Here is an 18,920-nt window from a genome sequence, read left to right on the forward strand (position 1 = left end):
GGGTGGGAGACTTGAAAGGTGGTCAGGGAGCGCGCGAACAGGGCGGCTTGACGGCGCGTGTGTGGACGCCGCCCGGGCTATGGCCTTCGCGAAGGTGGACACCTGGGAGTAGACGCCGGGTACGCCGGGGCGGGCGCAGCCGTCGCCCCAGCTGACGATGCCTACCTGGATCCAGGCGCCCGTGTCGTCCTTGCGGAACATGGGGCCGCCGGAGTCGCCCTGGCAGGTGTCGATGCCGCCCGCGAGGTAGCCGGCGCACAGTTCGTCGCCGGGGACGAGCCGCTTGCCGTAGTGCAGCTTGCAGCCCGCGTCGCTGACGTAGGGGACGGTGGCCTTCTGGAGCTTGGTCGTGCCGGTGCCGCCGTTCTCCTTGGTGTCGCCCCAGCCCGCGATGGTGAAGGTGCCGCGGTTGTACTGGGTGGTCGTGGCGATCTTCAGCGTGGGCTTGTTGATCGGCCGGGCGAGCTTGACGAGCGCCCAGTCCTTGCCTGCGCCGTTGTAGCCCGGGGCCTGCAGGACCTTGGTCGACTTGACCTTGATCGCCCCCGAGGCGTTCAGGTCGGCGACACCGGCGGTGACGGTGATGCCCGTGGTGGGGCCGGAACCGTCCACGCAGTGGGCGGCGGTGAGGACGACGTCCTTCTTGTAGAGCGCGCCGCCGCAGCCCATCGAGAGGTGCACCAGCCACGGGAACTCGTTCTGCGCGGCGGGCGTTCCTCCTACGACGGGCGCGGGCGCGGCCTGTGCGGCGAGCGGCTGGAGGCTCGCGATCGCGAGGGCCGCGGCACCGACCGCCGCGGCCCGCTTGACCAGGGAGAGACCTCTTCCGACCGACGAGGTGTGGGTCAACGTACGTCCTTTCGTGGGGGGTGGTGGTGACGTGGTGACAAAGAACGCAAGTATGAAGATCAAGGCGGGTGCGGGACAAGGGCGGATATCACGCGCCCGCGGCGGAACCCGACGGTAGGAAATCCGCTCTTACCGACAGCTCCCCTGCGCGTAGGGTGGAGAAGAGTTCAGGGCGTCTTGGGGGTAAGGACGTGGCGAACGACGGACCGGTCGAGCACGGCTACCCACATCTGGAGACGGTGCGGGCCGCGATCAACGCGCTCTACAAAAGGCTGTCGTACGACACCGTCCAGACCTTCGCGACGAGTGTGGCCCCGGCCGATGTGGCGTTCTGCGACACCGACGACCTGCATCTGGGCGCGCAGCGCGTGGCCCGCGAGATGGTGCGGCACTACCGGCTCCCGGACGCGCGGATGATCGTCGGTTTCCGCGAGATGACCCACGCAGCGAATGTCGAACTGGCCGCGGGGCCCGAGTACTTCATCGAGCTGAACGACCGATTCCGCACCCACCGCAGGGACATCGGCGCGGCCCTCGCGCACGAGGTCATGCATGTCTATCTGCACCGCCTGGACCTGTCCTTCCCAGGGACACGCGACAACGAGATCCTGACGGACACGGCGGCCGCGTATCTGGGCGCGGGCTGGCTGCTCCTGGACGCCTACCGCGAGGACGCCGACTCCTCACAGAAACTCGGCTATCTGACGCCGGAGGAGTTCGGGTACGTCCTGGCCAAGCGTGCGCTGCTCTTCGACGAGGACCCCGGGATCTGGTTCACCAGCCCGCAGGCGTACACGGCGTACGCGGCGGGCATGGAGCTGGCCCGCCGCGACTCGCGTCAGCCTCCGCTGACGGCGGCGGGCTGGGCGGGCCGCCGCCGGTACGCGCGCGACCGCCGTCAGGCGCAGGACCACCAGCACGGGCCGGGTGCGTCGCAGCCGGGCGTCGTCCCGTACAGCTTCACCCCCGATGGGGCCGATGCCTCTGGTGGCCCTGACGGTCATGGTCCGCTGCGGGTCTCGTTTCCCTGTCCGACGTGCCATCAGCGCATCCGGGTACCTGTACGGGGGCGGGTGCGGGCGCGGTGCGGGGTCTGCCGGACGGTGCTGGAGTGCGACACGTGATGTCGGGGAAGCGTGGGGCACTTCACCCCGAAAGCCTTTGCCTCACCGGCCCTTCGCGAGCGAAGGTCGGAAGGTATGAACGGGCAAGAACCGCAACAAGGCAGTGATCACGACCTCTTCACCGCGGTGTACGAGGGTGACGAGGACGCGGTCGTACGGCTGCTGCGGCTCGGTGTGAGCCCGGAGGCACTCGACGAGGACGGCCAGACCGCCCTGTACGTGGCGGCGGTGAGCGACGCGCCCGGCATCGTACGGCTGTTGCTGTCCGCGGGCGCCGCGCCCGACCGGCTGAGCGCGGGCTCGGATCTCCCCCTGTGCGGGGCGGCCTGCGGCGGTCACACGGAGGTCGTCCGCGCGCTGCTGGCCTCGGGGGCCGTTCCCGACGCGGTGGAGGCGTTCGGGTTCACGGCGCTGGCGTGGGCGCTGCGTTGCGGTCACGCGGCGGTGGCGGAGTCCCTGCTGGCAGCGGGCGCGGACCCGAACCGCCCCGGCCCGACCGGCGAGCCCCCGTTGGTCACGGCCGCCCGCCGGGGCTCTGCCGCGTGCGTACGGTCCCTGCTGGCGCGGGGGGCGCGGGCGAGGGGGGAGGCGTTGGCGGAGGCGCGGCGCTGGGCGGGGTCGGATGTGGCGACGGAGCTTCGGGCGGGGTTGGCGCGGGCGCATGGGTTCGGCGGGGAGTACGTGACTCGGCGGTGGGCGGAGGGGGTTGCTGTGGAGCTGGTGCGGGACGGGGTGGTGGTGGCGGGGGTTGACCAGGGGACGGGGCATGCGGAGATCGTGGCGGTGTTGGAGGAGGTGCTGGGGGTGGGGTGAGCTTTCCTTCGCCCCCGCCGCCCCTACCCATTCCCATCCCTGGGGGCTGCGCCCCCAGACCCCCGCTATCGCGCTGAACGCGCTCGTCCTCAAACGCCGGACGGGCTGAAGCGCGGCGGAGGTGGGCGGGGAAAAGAGGTGGGCTGAGCGCGGTTGTCCTCGAACGCCGGCCGGGGTTTGATCTTTCAGCCTGTCCGGCGTTTGAGGACGAGGCCGTTCAGGCCGATAGTGGGGGTCTGGGGGCGCAGCCCCCAGGGATGGGACGGGTAGGGGCGGCGGGGGCGAAACCCTTCCGGCCTCAGCCACCCCCCTTATTCGCCGTCGCCGCCCCCAGAAACGCCGGCCTCTCTCCCCCACCATGCACCAACAAGCTCGCCCCACTGATGTACCCCGCCGCGTCGGACGCCAGGAACACCACCGCCCCGCCGATGTCGGACGGATCGGCCAGGCGGCCCGCCGGGACCGTGCGGGCGACCGCGTCGAGGCCGTCGGTGCCCCCGTAGTGCAGGTGGGACAGTTCCGTCCGGACCATGCCGACGACGAGTGTGTTGACCCGCACCTCCGGCGCCCATTCCACAGCCATCGAACGGGCCAGATGTTCCAGCCCCGCCTTCGCCGCCCCGTACGCGGCAGTCCCCGGCGACGGCCGGCTTCCGCTGACGCTGCCGATCATCACGACGGACCCCCGGGCCCGCTTCAGGTGCTCGTACGCGGCGAGGGAAACCGTGAGCGGCGTGATCAGATTCAGCTCGATGACACGAGCATGCCGCTCCACATCCCCACTACCACCGCCGCCTTCGCCCCCACCCCCATCCCCACCCAGCGGCCGATAAGGACTACCCCCCACGTTGTTCACCAGCACGTCAAGCCGCGGCAGCCCCCCGACGAAGTCATGCACCGCGTTCCGGTCCCGCAGATCGACAGCCGTGAACTCCACGCCGGGCAACGGGACTTCGGGCGGCCGGCGCGCGCACACCACAACCTCCGCGCCGGCCTCAACAAGGGCCCGGGCGATACCCGCCCCGACTCCACGCGTGCCGCCGGTGACAAGAGCGACACGCCCCTTCAAACCAGCCAAGCCATCCGAGCCGTTCAACGCGCTCAAAGCCGCTCGATGATCGTCACGTTCGCCTGTCCCCCGCCTTCACACATCGTCTGCAGCCCGAACCGGCCCCCCGTGCGCTCCAGTTCATGCAACAGCGTCGTCATCAGCTTGACGCCGGTCGCGCCCAGCGGGTGCCCGAGGGCTATCGCCCCGCCGTTGACATTCACCCTCGCCGGATCCGCACCCGTTTCCTTCAGCCACGCCAGGACGACCGGCGCGAAGGCCTCGTTGATCTCGACCAGGTCGATGTCGTCGATGGACAGGCCGGTCTTCTTCAGGGCATGGGCCGTGGCCGGGATGGGCGCCGACAGCATCCGGATCGGGTCCTCGCCCCGTACCGAGAGGTGGTGGATCCGGGCCCGGGGGCGCAGCCCGTGTTCGCGTACGGCCCGCTCCGAGGCGAGCAGCATCGCGGCCGCGCCGTCGGACACCTGGGAGGAACAGGCGGCCGTGATGGTGCCGCCGTCGATCACCGGCTTCAAGCCCGCCATCTTCTCCAGGGACGTGTCCCGGCGCGGCCCCTCGTCCACGGTCACCGTCTCGTAGGCCACGGTCTCGCGCGCGAAGCGGCCCTCGTCGATGGCCCGCACCGCCCGTTCGTGCGACAGCAGCGCGAACTCCTCCTGGTCCAGCCTGCTGATGCCCCACTTGGCGGCGATCATCTCGGCGCCCGCGAACTGGTTCACCGGCCGGTCCCCGTACCGCGCCCGCCAGCCGGCGCTGCCCGCGAACGGACCCTCCGTCAGCCCCAGGGGCAGGGCCGCCTGACGGGAGGCGAAGGCGATCGGGATCATCGACATGTTCTGGACGCCGCCCGCGACGACCAGGTCCTGGGTGCCGGACAGCACGGCCTGCGCCGCGAAGTGCACGGCCTGCTGCGAGGATCCGCACTGCCGGTCGACGGTCACCCCTGGCACCTCCTCGGGCAGCCCGGCGGCCAGCCAACAGGTGCGGGCGATGTCACCGGCCTGCGGCCCCACCGTGTCCAGGCACCCGAAGACGACGTCCTCCACGGCAGCCGGGTCCACCCCGGCCCGCGACATCAGCGCCGTCAGCGCGTGCGCGCCCAGGTCGGCGGGATGCACCCCGCTCAGACCACCTCCGCGCCGCCCGACAGGCGTACGGACCGCTTCGACGACATAGGCCTCGGCCATGGCAACTCCCTCACAGAAAAGGGCTGTTCACATAGGGCTGTTCAAGTACGGCTTTCGCGTACGGCGATCCCGTCCAGCACCATCGACAGGTACTGCCGGGCGATCTCCTCGGGACTGTGCTGTCCGCCCGGCCGGTACCAGGACGCGGCGACCCACACGGTGTCGCGCACGAAGCGGTAGGTGAGGCGGATGTCGAGGTCGGCGCGGAAGACCTCGGCGGCGACTCCGCGTTCCAGCGTGGACAGCCACGCCTTCTCGAACTTGCGCTGCGACTCGGCGAGGAACGCGAACCGCTCCTGCGCGACCAGCTGTTTGCTCTCCTTCTGGTAGATCGCGACGGCGGCGCGGTGCCGGTCGATCTCCCGGAACGACTCGGTGACCAGCGCCTCCAGCGTCTCGCGCGGCCCGGACTCGGCGTCCAGGACGGCGTCGTAGCCGTGCCACAGCTCGTCGAGGAACGTGCGGAGGATCTCCTCCAGCATCGATTCCTTGGAGTCGAAGTGGTAGTAGAGACTGCCCGCGAGCATGCCGGCGTGGTCCGCGATCTTGCGTACGGTGGTCGCGTTGTAGCCCTGTTCGGCGAAGACCTCGGCTGCGGTGGCGAGGAGTTCGTGGCGACGGGCGGGCACGGCGGTCACCTGGGGCTTCTTCTTCGTAGGAGGCACGTGTCCATTGTGGTCCCCGGCATGAGTCGTCCTAGGGGTGCTGGTTGCTGACGGAGACGACTTCCCCTGTCATGTACGAGGAGTAGCCGGATGCCAGGAACACGATCACGTTGGCCACCTCCCAGGGTTCGGCGTACCGCCCGAAGGCCTCACGGGCCGTCAGTTCGGCCAGGAGTTCGGGGGTCGTCACCTTCACGAGGTGGGGATGCATGGCGAGACTCGGTGACACCGCGTTGACCCGGACGCCGTACTCCGCAGCCTCGATCGCCGCGCTCCGGGTCAGGGCCATGACGCCGGCCTTGGCGGCGGCGTAGTGCGCCTGCCCGGCCTGGGCCCGCCAGCCGACGACGGAGGCATTGTTCACGACCACACCTCCGGAGCCGCCCTCCCGGAAGGCACGCAACGCCGCCCGCACACACCGGAACGTGCCGCCCAGCGTCACGTCCAGCACCCTCGACCACTGCTCGTCCGTCATGTCGACGAGGGCCGAAGTGCCGCCGAGACCGGCGTTGTTGACGACTATGTCGAGCCGCCCGTGCGCCTCCACGGCCGTGTCGAAAAGGGCCCGCACCTGGCTCTCGTCGGTGACGTCGCACGGCAGCGAGTCGACGGCGCCCTCGAACTCGGTGGCCAGCTCCCCCTCGTACTCCTTGAGCCGTCGCGTGTGCGCGTCGCTGATCAGCACGCGTGCGCCCTCCTCCAGGAACCGGCGGGCGGTGGCCCCGCCGATCCCGGCGCCCGCGGCTGCCGTGATCACGGCGGTGCGGCCCTTCAGCAGCCCATGTCCGGGTACGTACGCCGGACTGTCGACGTCTCCCATGGACCCACACTAACCTACCAAACACTTGTTAGGGAAGGTTCGCCGCCCATGGACTCAGTGGTGGTGATCCCCACTCGTGATCTCCCGGTACTCCGCCGGCGTCGGCTTCGGGATCCGCGTGTCGGGGCCGAACATCGACCGCGCCAGCCGGGCCCGCAGCCGCTGCCCGGGGCTGATCTTGCGGCGGACGCCGTTGGCGTCGACGAGCGTGCCGATCTCGTACGGCGGGGCCTGTTCGTGCTGGGTGAGGGTGAACATCGCCTCCTGCGGGAGGGGTTCGTGGACCTCGACGTACTCGCCGTGCGGGAGGCGTTTGATCGTGCCGGTCTCTCTGCCGTGCAGGACCTTGTCGCGGTCGCCGCGCTGGAGTCCCAGACAGATCCGCTTCGTCACGATGAACGCGAGCACCGGCACCACGAAGAACCCGATCCGTACGAACCAGGTGATCGCGTTGATCGACAGATGCAGATGCGTGGCCACGATGTCGTTGCCGCCGCCGATGAGCAGCACGCCGTACAGACTCAGCCAGGCGACCCCGAGTCCCGTACGGACAGGGACGTTCCGTGGCCGGTCGAGGATGTGGTGCTCGCGTTTGTCGCCGGTGATCCAGGCCTCGATGAACGGGTACACGCCGATGGCCAGCATGATCAGCGGGAAGAGGGAGAAGGGGATGAAAACGCCCAGCGCGAGGGTGTGGCCCCAGGCGTTGATCTCCCAGCCCGGCATCACCCGGATCAGTCCCTCGGAGAAGCCGAGGTACCAGTCGGGTTGGGCGCCGGTGGTGACGAGGTCGGCGCGGTAGGGGCCGAACGCCCATACGGGGTTGATGCTGGCGATGCCGCCCAGGACCGCCAGCACGCCGAAGGTGAGGAAGAAGAAGCCGCCCGCCTTGGCCATGTAGACCGGCAGGAAGGGCATGCCGACGACCGATTTCTGGTCGCGGCCGGGCCCCGGATACTGCGTGTGCTTGTGGTAGAAGACCAGGATCAGGTGGGCGACGACCAGCCCCAGCATGATCCCCGGCAGCAGCAGCACATGGATCGGGAAGAGCCGCGAGATGATGTCGTGGCCCGGGAACTCCCCGCCGAACAGGAACATCGAGAGGTACGTCCCCACGACCGGGACGGACAGGATGGCGCCGTCGGCGAAGCGGAGGCCGGTGCCGGAGAGCAGGTCGTCGGGGAGCGAGTAGCCGGTCAGCCCGGTGATGATGCCGAGGAACAACAGGGTCCAGCCGAACGCCCAGTTCAGCTCGCGCGGCTTGCGGAACGCGCCGGTGAAGAAGACGCGCATCATGTGGATGAGCATCCCGGCGACGAAGACGAGCGCCGCCCAGTGGTGGATCTGCCGGATCAGCAGTCCGCCGCGTACGTCGAAGCTGATGTCGAGCGTGGACTCGTACGCCCTGGTCATGATGACGCCGTTGAGCGGGGTGTACGAGCCGTCGTAGACGACCTCGACTCCGCTCGGTTCGAAGAAGAGGGTGAGGTAGACGCCGGTGAGGATCAGGATGAGGAAGCTGTAGAGGCAGATCTCGCCGAGCATGAAGGACCAGTGGTCCGGGAAGACCTTGCGCATGTTGGCCTTGGCGAGGGCGTAGAGGCCCAGCCGTCCGTCGGCCCAGTCGGCGAGCTTCTCCCCCTTCGGGACCTCACCCCTGCGTGCTGAACTCCCTTTGCCCACAGCCGTGTTCATCCGTACTGCCTCCCCCTCGGATCATCCTCAGGGTGGCACGACAGCTCACGTGTGCCAACGGGTCGTACGCGGTGTCGTACGCCTGTGTCAGCCGACGATCCCCGCCGCCCGCGCCGCTACCAGCCACTTCGGGAACTCGCCCACCAGCCGGTCGTACAACTCGTCGTCGGACACGGCACGCGGATCGGAACCGGCGTGGAAGAACCCGGCGTTGTCGACGACCCGCCGCTCCGGCACCGCCAGCTCGTCCAGTTTCCGCAGGAAGTCGAACTGCTTACTCGACGCGTCCCCGAACCCGATGAACTGCCAGAACAGCGGCAGCCGGGCCGACTTGCACACGTAGCGTTCGGCGGCGGGCCTGCTGGTCGGGCCGCCGTCGGTCTGGAAGACCACGAGGGCGGGGTCGGTCGCCCCGCTGTCGAGGTAGTGCTCGATGACCGCGTCCATGGCGAGGTGGTAGTTGGTTCTGCCCATGTGCCCCAGGCCGCTCTCGATCCGCTCGATGTGACCCTGGTGATTGTCGAGCGCGATGTCCGTCGTCGCGTCGATGTCGGTGGAGAAGAAGAAGACCGGAACCGTCCCGTCGTCGTCCAGGTGCGCGGAGAGCCCCAGTACCCGGTCGGCCAGCGCCTGCACACTGCCGTCCTTGAAATAGGGCCTCATAGAACCGGAGTAGTCGACCACCAGATAGACGGCAGCCCGCTGACCGCCGAGCCCGTGCCGTTCGACAGCCGCCCCGGCGCTCTTGTAGAGACTGACCAGCGCGGGCGCGCTCTCCTGCACCTTGGTGAGACTGATCGCGGCCACGCGTTGGCTCCTTACCGGAATGCGCCGGACTGACGCAAATGTTGAGGGTACGTCACCCGGACGAGCGAGGGCCCCACGTACCCTTTGCCCATGAAACGTACCGGCGTTCTCCTCTTCGCCGTGGTGCCGTTACTGGCAACGACCGCCTGTCTGTCCGTCACGTCGGACGACTCGCGCGGCCCCGACGCCAAGCGTCTGGAGACCGGCTCCCTGGAGGCGGAGGCCACACTCGCGGACCCTGCGAAGAAGGAACTGGCCCAACAGATCGTGGCGAGCGCCGAGAACAGCACACTCGACTGGCGCAGCGCGTACGGCTATGTCGAGGACATCGGCGACGGGCAGGGTTACACGGCCGGAATCATCGGCTTCTGCACGGGCACCCACGACCTCCTCACCCTCGTCGAGGCCTATACGAAGGAGTACCCGGACAACGCCGTCGCGCCCTACATCCCGGCGCTGCGCGCGGTCGACGGCACGGACTCGCACGAGGGGCTCGACCCCGGTTTCCCCGCGGCCTGGAAGGAGGAGTCGAAGGTCGCCGCGTTCCGTGAAGCCCAGGACGTGAAGCGGGACAAGGGCTACTTCGAACCGGCGCTGCGGCTCGCCGTCCGCGACGGGCTGGGGCTGCTGGGCCAGTTCGTCTACTACGACGCGATGGTCTACCACGGCCCGGGCAACGACTGGTTCAGCATGGGCGGCATCCGCGCCGCCGCCCTGGCAGAGGCCGACAGCCCGGCGGAGGGCGGCGACGAGAAGGCGTACCTGGACGCGTTCCTCGACGCCCGCCGCCAGGCGATGCTGGACAAGAGGCCGGGCGTGAACACCAGCCGCGTCGACACCGCCCAACGGCGCTTCCTCGACGAGGGGAACCTGGACCTCCGTACACCGCTGGAGTGGAAGGTGTACGGGGACACGTACAAGATCCCCTGAGGCGGGTCCGGCACCGAACGCGCCGCGGCGCCCGCCACGTCCGGTCGGGGACTGTGGCGAGCGCCGTGGTTGTTCGTTCCGTACGCCTTTGTACGGGACGTTTGTGGGGTGACCGTCAGGTCACACTCATGACCCTCAGACCATCAGGGAACGGTCCGTCGGGCGGATCGGGGCCGGGAGTTCGCTCGCGCCCGTGAGGAAGCGGTCGACTCCGCGAGCCGCCGAGCGGCCCTCGGCGATGGCCCACACGATGAGGGACTGGCCGCGGCCGGCGTCACCGGCGACGTACACGCCCGGGACGTTGGTCGCGAAGTCGGCGTCGCGGGCGATGTTGCCGCGCTCGTCGAGGTCCAGGCCGAACTGCGAGACGAGGCCGTTGTCCTGGTCGGTGCCGGTGAAGCCCATGGCGAGGGTGACCAGTTGCGCGGGGATCTTGCGCTCCGTGCCCGGCTTCTGCGTCAGCTTGCCGTCGACGAACTCGACCTCGGTGAGGTGCAGCCACTGCACGTCGCCGTGCTCGTCGCCCTCGAAGTGGGTCGTCGAGACGGAGTAGACGCGCTCGCCGCCCTCCTCGTGCGCCGAGGTGACCTTGTAGAGCATCGGGAAGGTCGGCCAGGGCTGCCCCGGGTTCCGCTCCTCGCCCGGCTGCGGCATGATCTCCAGCTGCGTGACGGAGGCCGCGCCCTGGCGGTGGGCGGTGCCCACGCAGTCCGCGCCGGTGTCGCCGCCGCCGATCACGACCACGTGCTTGCCCTCGGCGGAGACCGGCGGGGCCACGAAGTCGCCCTCCTGGACCTTGTTGGCCAGGGGCAGGTACTCCATCGCCTGGTAGACACCCTTCAACTCCCGCCCGGGGACGGGGAGATCACGGGCGGTCGTCGCACCGGCGGCGATCACGACGGCGTCGTACCGCTTGCGCAGGTCCGTCGCCTTGAGGTCGCGGCCGATCTCGATGCCCGTACGGAAGCGGGTGCCCTCCGCACGCATCTGCTCGATACGGCGGTTGATGTGCCGCTTCTCCATCTTGAACTCGGGGATGCCGTAGCGCAGGAGGCCGCCGATGCGGTCCGCGCGTTCGTACACCGCGACCGTGTGACCGGCCCGCGTCAGCTGCTGGGCGGCGGCGAGACCGGCCGGACCCGAGCCGATGACCGCGACCGTCTTGCCGGAGAGGCGCTCCGGGGCCTGGGGGGCGACATCGCCCGTCTCCCAGGCCTTGTCGATGATCGAGACCTCGACGTTCTTGATGGTGACCGCGGGCTGGTTGATGCCCAGCACACACGCCGACTCGCACGGAGCCGGGCACAGGCGGCCGGTGAACTCCGGGAAGTTGTTGGTGGCGTGCAGCCGCTCGGATGCCGACGTCCAGTCCTCGCGGTAGGCGTAGTCGTTCCACTCGGGGATCAGGTTCCCCAGCGGACAGCCGTTGTGACAGAACGGGATACCGCAGTCCATGCAGCGGCTTGCCTGCTTGCTGATGATCGGCAGCAGGGAGCCGGGAACGTAGACCTCGTTCCAGTCCTTGAGACGTACGTCCACCGGGCGGGACTTGGCGACCTCGCGGCCGTGGTTCAGAAAGCCCTTGGGATCAGCCATTGGTCGCCGCCTCCATCATCTTCTCGGTGATCTCGGTCTCGGTGAGACCGGCCTGCTCGGCGGCGGCCTTGGCGGCGAGCACTGCCTTGTACGTGCTGGGGATGATCTTGCTGAAGCGCTCGACGGCGACGTCCCACTCGGCCAGGAGCTTCCCGGCGACCGTCGAGCCGCTCTCCTCCTGGTGCCGGCGCACGACATCGTGCAGCCACAGCTTGTCGGAGTCGTCGAGGGCCTCGACCGCGTCCACGTTGCCGACGTTGACGTTGTCGCGGTCCAGGTCGATGACGTACGCGATACCGCCCGACATACCGGCCGCGAAGTTACGGCCCGTCTCGCCGAGGACGACCGCGTGACCGCCGGTCATGTACTCGCAGCCGTGGTCGCCCACGCCCTCGGAGACCACCGTGGCACCGGAGTTGCGGACACAGAACCGCTCGCCCGTACGACCGCGCAGGAACAGTTCGCCGCCGGTCGCGCCGTACGCGATCGTGTTGCCCGCGATGGTGGAGAACTCGGCGAGGTGGTCGGCGCCCCGGTCCGGGCGGACGATGACACGGCCACCCGACAGACCCTTGCCGACGTAGTCGTTGGCGTCGCCTTCGAGGCGCAGGGTGACACCGCGCGGCAGGAAGGCGCCGAAGGACTGGCCTGCGCTGCCGGTGAAGGTGATGTCGATGGTGTCGTCGGGCAGACCGGCCCCGCCGAACTTCTTCGTCACCTCGTGGCCGAGCATCGTGCCGACCGTGCGGTTGATGTTGCGGATGGCGACCTGGGCGCGGACCGGCTGGGCGTCGGTCGCGCTGGACGCGGCGAGGGCGTCGGCGGCGAGCTTGATCAGCTCGTTGTCGAGCGCCTTCTCCAGGCCGTGGTCCTGCTCGATGACCTGGTGGTAGGCCGCGCCCTCGGGCAGTTCGGGCACGTAGAAGAGCGGGGCCAGGTCCAGGCCCTGTGCCTTCCAGTGGTTCACGGCGCGCTCGACGTCGAGCGTGCCGGCCTGGCCGACGGCCTCCTCGATGGTGCGGAAGCCCAGCTCGGCGAGGATCTCGCGGACCTCTTCGGCGATGAACTGGAAGAAGTTCACGACGTACTCGGCCTTGCCCGCGAACCGGTCGCGGAGCACCGGGTTCTGGGTGGCGATGCCGACCGGGCAGGTGTCGAGGTGGCAGACGCGCATCATGACGCAGCCGGAGACGACGAGCGGCGCGGTCGCGAAACCGAACTCCTCGGCGCCGAGCAGCGCGGCGATGACGACATCGCGGCCGGTCTTCAGCTGGCCGTCGGTCTGGACGACGATACGGTCGCGCAGGCCGTTGAGCAGCAGGGTCTGCTGGGTCTCGGCGAGGCCCAGCTCCCAGGGACCACCGGCGTGCTTGAGGGACGTCAGCGGGGACGCACCCGTACCGCCGTCGTGGCCGGAGATGAGCACGACGTCCGCGTGCGCCTTCGAGACACCCGCGGCCACGGTCCCGACGCCGACCTCCGAGACCAGCTTCACGTGGATCCGCGCCTGCGGGTTCGCGTTCTTCAGGTCGTGGATCAGCTGGGCGAGGTCCTCGATGGAGTAGATGTCGTGGTGCGGCGGCGGCGAGATCAGACCGACACCGGGGGTGCTGTGCCGGGTCTTGGCGACCCACGGGTACACCTTGTGGCCGGGCAGCTGGCCGCCCTCGCCGGGCTTGGCGCCCTGGGCCATCTTGATCTGGATGTCGTCCGCGTTGACCAGGTACTCGCTGGTCACACCGAAGCGGCCGGACGCGACCTGCTTGATCGACGACCGCCGCGCGGGGTCGTACAGACGGTCCGGGTCCTCGCCGCCCTCACCGGTGTTGGACTTGGCGCCCAGCTGGTTCATGGCGATGGCGAGCGTCTCGTGCGCCTCCAGGGAGATGGAGCCGTACGACATGGCGCCGGTGGAGAACCGCTTGACGATCTCGCTGACCGGCTCGACCTCGTCGATGGAGATCGAGGGCCGGTCCGACTTGAAGCCGAAGAGCCCACGGAGCGTCATGAGCCGCTCGGACTGCTCGTTCACACGGTCCGTGTACTTCTTGAAGATGTCGTAGCGGCGGGTGCGCGTGGAGTGCTGGAGGCGGAAGACCGTCTCCGGGTCGAACAGGTGCGGCTCGCCCTCGCGGCGCCACTGGTACTCGCCGCCTATGTCGAGAGCACGGTGGGCGGGCGCGATGCCGCTCGCCGGGTACGCCTTGGCGTGCCGGGCGGCGACCTCCTTCGCGATGACGTCGATGCCGACGCCGCCGATCTTGGTGGCGGTGCCGAGGAAGTACTTCTCGACGAAGGCCGTGTCGAGACCGACGGCCTCGAAGACCTGGGCGCCCCGGTAGGAGGCGACGGTCGAGATGCCCATCTTGGACATGACCTTGAGGACGCCCTTGCCGAGCGCGTAGATCAGGTTGCGGATGGCCTGCTCGGGCTCGATGCCGGGCAGGAAGGTACCCGCGCGGACGAGGTCCTCGACGGACTCCATCGCCAGGTACGGGTTCACGGCGGCGGCGCCGAAGCCTATGAGCAGGGCGACGTGGTGGACCTCGCGGACGTCACCGGCCTCGACCAGCAGGCCCACCTGGGTGCGCTGCTTGGTGCGGATGAGGTGGTGGTGGACGGCGGCGGTGAGCAGCAGCGAGGGGATCGGCGCGTGCTCGGCGTCCGAGTGGCGGTCCGACAGGACGATGAGACGGGCGCCGTTGTCTATCGCGGCGTCGGCCTCGGCGCAGATCTCGTCGATGCGGGCGGCGAGGGAGTCGCCGCCGCCACTGACCCGGTAGAGGCCGGAGAGGGTCGCGGCCTTCATGCCGGGCATGTCGCCGTCGGCGTTGATGTGGATGAGCTTGGCCAGCTCGTCGTTGTCGATCACCGGGAAGGGCAGGGTGACGCTACGACAGGAGGCGGCGCTCGGCTCCAGCAGGTTGCTGGCGGGGCCGAGGGAGGAGCGCAGGCTGGTGACCAGTTCCTCGCGGATGGCGTCCAGCGGCGGGTTGGTGACCTGCGCGAACAGCTGGGTGAAGTAGTCGAAGAGCAGTCGCGGACGCTCGCTCAGCGCGGCGATCGGCGAGTCGGTGCCCATCGAGCCGAGCGGCTCGCCGCCGGTCTTGGCCATCGGCGCGATGATGACGCGCAGCTCCTCCTCCGTGTAACCGAAGGTCTGCTGGCGGCGGGTGACCGAGGCGTGGGTGTGCACGATGTGCTCGCGCTCGGGCAGGTCGGACAGCTCGATCTCGCCGGCTTCGAGCCACTCCGCGTAGGGCTGCTCGGCGGCGAGGCCGGCCTTGATCTCGTCGTCCTCGATGATGCGGTGCTCGGCGGTGTCGACGAGGAACATCTTGCCGGGCTGCAGGCGGCCCTTGCGGACGACCTTCGCGGGGTCGATGTCGAGGACGCCGACCTCGGAACCGAGGACGACGAGGCCCTCGTCGGTGACCCAGTAGCGGCCGGGGCGCAGACCGTTGCGGTCGAGGACCGCGCCGACCTGGACGCCGTCGGTGAAGGTGACACAGGCCGGGCCGTCCCAGGGCTCCATCATCGTGGAGTGGAACTGGTAGAAGGCGCGCTGTGCCGGATCCATCGTGCCGTGGTTCTCCCACGCCTCCGGGATCATCATCAGCACGGAGTGCGGCAGCGAACGCCCACCGAGGTGGAGCAGTTCGAGCACCTCGTCGAAGGACGCCGAGTCGGAGGCGTCCGGCGTACAGATGGGGAAGACGCGCTCCAGCCCCTTGTCGCCGAACAGGTCGCTGACCAGCTGCGACTCACGCGCGGCCATCCAGTTCCGGTTGCCCTTGACCGTGTTGATCTCGCCGTTGTGCGCGACGAAGCGGTACGGGTGGGCGAGCGGCCACGACGGGAAGGTGTTCGTGGAGAAGCGCGAGTGGACGAGCGCGACGGCCGACGCGAAGCGGCGGTCGGACAGGTCGGGGAAGAAGGGCTCCAGCTGACCGGTGGTCAGCATGCCCTTGTAGACGATGGTCCGCGCGGAGAGCGAGGGGAAGTAGACGCCGACCTCGCGCTCGGCGCGCTTGCGCAGCGCGAAGGCCTTGCGGTCGAGGTCGATGCCCGTGGCGGGCACCGCGGCGCTGTCCGCGACGAAGATCTGCCGGAAGGCGGGCATCGTCGAACGGGCGGTGGCGCCAAGAAGCCCGGGGGCGGTAGGCACCTCACGCCAGCCAAGGACGATGAGTCCCTCGTCGGCGGCGATCGTCTCGATACGTGAGACGGTCTCGGCGATGGTCAGGGCCGCGTCGGTCGCCGTCTCCTCCGGGAGGAAGGCGATGCCGACCGCGTAGGAGCCGGCCTCGGGCAGCTCGAATCCGGCCACCTCACGGAAGAACGCGTCCGGGACCTGCGAGAGAATGCCGGCGCCGTCACCGGAGTCGGGCTCGGAGCCGGTGGCACCGCGGTGCTCCAGGTTGCGAAGAACCGTGAGCGCCTGCTCGACCAGCGCGTGGCTCGCCTCGCCGGTGAGGGTGGCCACGAAGCCGACGCCACAGGCGTCGTGCTCGTTGCGGGGGTCGTACATACCCTGCGCAGCAGGGCGAGCATCCATGAAGGACCACTTCTGGCCATTCTCGGAATGCTGGGACGGCTGGCGCGGCGTACGCATCGGCTCTCCCGTCGTCGTCGTGTGGCATATGCATTAAGCCGAGGGACGACGTTGGCCCTCTTGGAGTGCAAAATTTCGTGCAGGTTACATGATGGGACGGTTCTCGGGAACCGGATACTACGTACCAACATGCGGACACCGTCGTGTGCGGCGTGATGACCGCGCTGCGGTGGAAGTAATGGGGGTCGAAGCGGACAGATCGATGTCCTTCGACCCATGGCAAGGGGAGCGTCGTCGCCCACCTCGCGGGTGCGCCGCAGGCTTCGTTGCCCACAGCGCTTACGGCTCATGCCCAGTGGTTAAGCGTTCGAAACCAGCGAGTAACGGCTACTTATACGGCCCAACGCATAAGTGAGCGATTTCCTATCCTACGGCCGCACCGAACAGGTTGCCCAGGGCGTATGTCACACCGGCCGCCGCCCCACCCAGCGCGAGCTGCCTGAGCCCACTGAACCACCAGGTCCGTGCGGTCACCCGGGCCACGACAGCCCCACACCCGAAGAGCCCGACGAGCGCGACCAGCACGGCGGGCCACAGCGCGGTCGCCCCGAGCAGATAAGGGAGTACGGGAAGCAGCGCACCGAGCGCGAACGCCCCGAAGGACGAAACAGCGGCGACGGCAGGCGAGGGCAGGTCACCGGGATCGACACCCAGTTCCTCACGGGCATGTATCTCGAGTGCCTGCTCGGGATCGCGCGAGAGCTGCCGGGCGACTTCACGGGCAAGCTTCGGCTCGACACCCCGGGACTGGTACAGAGCGGCCAACTCCCGCTCCTCATCCTTGGGATGCTTCGTCAACTCCCGCCGCTCGACGTCGAGTTCGGCTTCCACCAGCTCACGCTGGGAGGCGACGGAGGTGTACTCGCCGGCGGCCATGGAGAAGGCGCCGGCGGCAAGCCCGGCGAGCCCGGTGATGACAACGGTCTGATGCGAAACAGCGCCACCGGCGACACCGGTCATCAGGGCGAGATTGGAGACAAGCCCGTCCATGGCCCCGAAAACAGCGGGCCGCAGCCACCCCCCGCTCACATCCCGGTGGGTGTGATTGTCCCGGTGCGCCTCATGCAGCGCAGCCCCACTCTCGATGACAGCCACACCATCCCCCATCCCACTCCGGACATTGCCGGAGCAAACCTAGACTTATTCCAACTCTCGACAACACCAAAAATACGCCGCGAATTCCCCCCTCGCCAGCAAGGAAAGGCTGCCCTCACCTGCACATTCACCGTGATCGCTCATCCGTAGGGGTGCTCGCACAAATGTCGACCGGGTGACGCTGGGGCGCCACAGGCTCGTGCGAACGCCTCCGGTGGGACAGTTCCGCAAAGGGTTCCGCTCCCCGCGCGGGAGCCCCCGGAACCCTCCGGAGGAGAGGCCGCGTATGGCATCGATCGCCTGCATTCCCTCGGTCCCGGCGCCCGGAGACGCCGCCGTCCTGCGCGACAGAGCACGCGGCGCCCTGCTGGGTCTGGCCGTGGGGGACGCGCTCGGCGCCCCCGCCGAGAACATGAAGCCCTCGGAGATCCGCGCCCGCTGGGGCCGCATCACCGGCTACGTGGCCGAGAACCCCTCCGGTACGGACGACACGGAGTACGCGATCTTCTCGGGCCTTCTCCTGGCCCGGCACGGCTCGGCCCTCACCCCGGCCCATGTGGAGGCGGCCTGGCACCAGTGGATCGCCGACCTCGACGAGGGCCCGTTCCGGGGCGCGGGTTTCAGCGAACGAGGCACGCTGGAGAACCTCCGCCGAGGCTTGGCTGCCCCGATCTCAGCTCAACACCGCCACGCGTGGAGCGACGGCCTGGCGATGCGCGCGGCCCCCTTCGGCGTCTTCGCGGCGGGCCGCCCGGCCGAGGCAGCCCGTCTGGTGGCGATCGACGGTTCGGTGAGCCACGACGGCGAGGGCATCTACGGCGGCCAGGCGGTGGCGGCGGGCGTGGCGGCGGCGATGGCGGGCGCACCGACGATCGCGGTGGTGGCATCGGCCCTGGCGGTGGTCCCCGACGACAGCTGGACGGCCCGCTCCCTCCGCCGGGCGGTGGCGGTGGCCCACCGAGGCGAACGGGCGGTCCGCTCCGCGGTGGTGATCGGCGGCTACCCGTGGACGGACCTGGCCCCGGAAGCCGTAGCCCTGGCCTTCGGCGCGTATGCGGCAGCCGACGGCGACTTCAAGGAATCGGTCCTGACAGCCGTCAACATGGGCCGCGACGCGGACACGACAGCAGCGGTGGCAGGCGCCCTGGCAGGCGCGACACGCGGCGCCTCGGCGATCCCGCCGGACTGGGCGGAGGCAATCGGCCCGGCCCGAGGCACCTGCCTCCCCTCCATGGCGGGCCACCACGTCCTCGACGTGGCGGAACTGCTGACCCCGGGCGAGGGCGGCAAGTGGGGAGCGAAGCCGGTGGTACGGGAGCAGGCAGAGTACGTCCTCGCCGCGGACGAGGACACGGCGACGGAAACGGAGGTACAGCTGTGAACCCACTCCAGGCAGCGCCCCTGCTGCACTTTCCCACCACGGGCGCGGCCATCTCAGCCCGTCCGGCGTTCGAGAACCAGGCCCATCCCACCCGAGCTTCCCACCCACCCACCGACCGGCACCATCCAGCCCGTCCAGCGTTCGAGAACCAGACCCACCCCACCCGAGCTACCCACCCACCCACCGACCGGCACCTGTATTTCCGTACCGGACACATGCCCACGGCCCGCGACAACCCACAGCCTGTGGACAACCGGACGCCCCTCGGACC

14 protein-coding genes are annotated in these 18,920 nt (G+C 69.3%); 4 read left to right on the forward strand and 10 right to left on the reverse strand.

The features are described 5' to 3' along the window. Positions 1–849, reverse strand: an 849-nt coding sequence (locus ACWCRB_RS42730) for a S1 family peptidase (protein WP_451001232.1), incomplete at its 3' end; no start/stop codon positions are given. A 191-nt stretch (positions 850–1,040) separates the two neighbouring features. Between ACWCRB_RS42730 and ACWCRB_RS42735 the strand changes: the two genes are divergently transcribed. Together ACWCRB_RS42735 and ACWCRB_RS42740 are read left to right on the forward strand one after the other, a co-directional pair. Beyond that, a complete protein-coding gene (locus ACWCRB_RS42735) occupies positions 1,041–1,973 on the forward strand; it encodes a hypothetical protein (protein WP_451001233.1) in 933 nt (310 codons plus the stop codon). Positions 1,974–2,048: 75 nt separating this feature from the next. Beyond that, a complete protein-coding gene (locus ACWCRB_RS42740) occupies positions 2,049–2,786 on the forward strand; it encodes an ankyrin repeat domain-containing protein (RefSeq protein ID WP_451001234.1) in 738 nt (245 codons plus the stop codon). Positions 2,787–3,084: 298 nt separating this feature from the next. Here the strand turns inward: ACWCRB_RS42740 and ACWCRB_RS42745 are convergent, their stop codons facing one another. The 6 genes from ACWCRB_RS42745 to ACWCRB_RS42770 form a co-directional block, all read right to left on the reverse strand. Continuing rightward, entirely contained in the window at positions 3,085–3,855 is a 771-nt protein-coding gene (locus ACWCRB_RS42745; protein WP_451001235.1) for an SDR family oxidoreductase, read from the reverse strand. A gap of 32 nt (positions 3,856–3,887) precedes the next feature. Further along, positions 3,888–5,045 (reverse strand): acetyl-CoA C-acetyltransferase, encoded by a 1,158-nt coding sequence (locus ACWCRB_RS42750; protein ID WP_369035126.1) that lies wholly within the window; start codon positions 5,043–5,045, stop codon positions 3,888–3,890. Positions 5,046–5,086: 41 nt separating this feature from the next. Then, on the reverse strand, positions 5,087–5,710 hold the full coding sequence (locus tag ACWCRB_RS42755) for a TetR/AcrR family transcriptional regulator (RefSeq protein WP_451001236.1): 624 nt from the start codon (positions 5,708–5,710) through the stop codon (positions 5,087–5,089). A 31-nt stretch (positions 5,711–5,741) separates the two neighbouring features. Further along, complete coding sequence (locus tag ACWCRB_RS42760) at positions 5,742–6,530, reverse strand: SDR family oxidoreductase (RefSeq protein ID WP_451001237.1); 789 nt, start codon at positions 6,528–6,530, stop codon at positions 5,742–5,744. 54 nt (positions 6,531–6,584) lie between these two features. Next, entirely contained in the window at positions 6,585–8,225 is a 1,641-nt protein-coding gene (gene qcrB / locus ACWCRB_RS42765; RefSeq protein ID WP_451001238.1) for a cytochrome bc1 complex cytochrome b subunit, read from the reverse strand. A gap of 87 nt (positions 8,226–8,312) precedes the next feature. Next, on the reverse strand, positions 8,313–9,032 hold the full coding sequence (locus ACWCRB_RS42770) for a vWA domain-containing protein (RefSeq protein ID WP_451001239.1): 720 nt from the start codon (positions 9,030–9,032) through the stop codon (positions 8,313–8,315). A 90-nt stretch (positions 9,033–9,122) separates the two neighbouring features. On the opposite strand from ACWCRB_RS42770, the gene ACWCRB_RS42775 reads away from it, so the two are divergent. Next, entirely contained in the window at positions 9,123–9,962 is an 840-nt protein-coding gene (locus ACWCRB_RS42775) for a chitosanase (RefSeq protein ID WP_451001240.1), read from the forward strand. A gap of 135 nt (positions 9,963–10,097) precedes the next feature. On the opposite strand, the gene ACWCRB_RS42780 is transcribed toward ACWCRB_RS42775, so the two are convergent. From ACWCRB_RS42780 to ACWCRB_RS42790, 3 genes are all read right to left on the reverse strand, one after another. Beyond that, on the reverse strand, positions 10,098–11,558 hold the full coding sequence (locus tag ACWCRB_RS42780) for a glutamate synthase subunit beta (RefSeq protein WP_451001241.1): 1,461 nt from the start codon (positions 11,556–11,558) through the stop codon (positions 10,098–10,100). After that, the gene (gene gltB, locus ACWCRB_RS42785) at positions 11,551–16,173 is read right to left on the reverse strand and encodes a glutamate synthase large subunit (protein WP_451001242.1); all 4,623 of its coding nucleotides are present in this window, start codon (positions 16,171–16,173) and stop codon (positions 11,551–11,553) included. The genes ACWCRB_RS42780 and gltB overlap by 8 nt, the downstream gene beginning before the upstream one ends. 363 nt (positions 16,174–16,536) lie before the next feature. Further along, positions 16,537–17,268: a VIT1/CCC1 transporter family protein gene (locus tag ACWCRB_RS42790; RefSeq protein WP_451001243.1), complete on the reverse strand. Its 732-nt coding sequence runs from the start codon at positions 17,266–17,268 to the stop codon at positions 16,537–16,539. A gap of 286 nt (positions 17,269–17,554) precedes the next feature. On the opposite strand from ACWCRB_RS42790, the gene ACWCRB_RS42795 reads away from it, so the two are divergent. Continuing rightward, positions 17,555–18,649: an ADP-ribosylglycohydrolase family protein gene (locus ACWCRB_RS42795; RefSeq protein ID WP_451001244.1), complete on the forward strand. Its 1,095-nt coding sequence runs from the start codon at positions 17,555–17,557 to the stop codon at positions 18,647–18,649. Positions 18,650–18,920 lie beyond the last annotated feature (271 nt).

The sequence above is a fragment of the Streptomyces sp. NPDC002156 genome (assembly GCF_053593675.1).